Origin of the sequence: Pseudoalteromonas sp. G4, from assembly GCF_028875915.1 — a bacterium.
Lineage (GTDB): Bacteria > Pseudomonadota > Gammaproteobacteria > Enterobacterales > Alteromonadaceae > Pseudoalteromonas.
On the sequence record NZ_JAPEHW010000159.1, the window covers coordinates 1 to 1,112 of the forward strand.

General features: G+C 42.5%; 1 protein-coding gene. It reads right to left on the reverse strand.

Going from position 1 to position 1,112, the window contains the following annotated elements:
- Nucleotides 1–127 precede the first annotated feature (127 nt).
- Nucleotides 128–1,112, reverse strand: a 985-nt coding sequence (gene priA, locus ON073_RS20370) for a replication restart helicase PriA (protein WP_274763692.1), incomplete at its 5' end; no start/stop codon positions are given.

Here is a 1,112-nt window from a genome sequence, read left to right on the forward strand (position 1 = left end):
ACCAGCCGATACTAAAACAACTGCAACTAAAAGCGCTGCAATAGGAAAAGGGCGTTTGTTTTGATTCGGTTTTTTTGGGGTACGTTTTTTATTTACGTAATCTCTTTGGGCCATTTTTGCTGTTTTCTTATGCCATGGATACAGGATCGATATCAATACTCCAGCGTACCTTTACTGCCAGCTTACTTTGGCTGATATAGCTAACCAATTGATTGAGGTAACGATGCAATTCTTTGCGTTCATTACCTTGTATATGGAGCTGATAACGGTACTTACCTGCAATACGTTCAAGCGCTGCAGGAACAGGTCCGAGCAATTGTATACCAGAAGGTAACTGTTCTGGAATAAGGTCATATAAAAAATTATTGATGTCAGTTAGTTTGTGCGATTCACAACGAATAATCGCTAAACAACTAAAAGGTGGCAGCTGTGTTTCTTCTCGTTCGCTTAAAGCATAGCGAGAGAAATCTTGATAACCGTTATTAATTAAATCTTGTAATAACGGATGCTCAGGAAAATGTGTTTGTAATAACACGGTACCCGCTTCACCACTGCGACCCGCACGGCCTGATACCTGAGTAATTAGTTGCGCTAAATGCTCTGTTGCACGGAAGTCATACGAATAAAGCCCACTGTCCACATCCATTATCACTACTAATGATACTTCGCTAAAGTGATGCCCTTTGGCAAGCATTTGTGTGCCAATTAAAATGCGCGGTTCACCTTTATTAATCTCATTTAATGCCGCTTCTAAACTGCCTTTTTTACGTGTTGAGTCGCGGTCAACCCGTGTTATTGGAGTGTCTGGGAAAGCTTCGGAAAGAAACTCGGCGATTTGCTCTGTTCCTTGCCCTGCTGGAATAATTTGTGTGCTGCCACAGCAGGGGCACTGGGTTGGTACGTGCTCTTGCGCACCGCAATGGTGGCAAATTAAATTACGAATATGCTTATGATAGGTAGCATTGGCGCTGCAGCGTTGGCATTGGCTTAACCAGCCACATTCGTGGCAAATAAGACTTGGTGAAAACCCTCTACGATTTAAAAACACCATTACTTGTTTGGCGCGGTTAAGTTCTTTTTTAATGTACTCGAGAGTCGCTTGTGCTAAACCA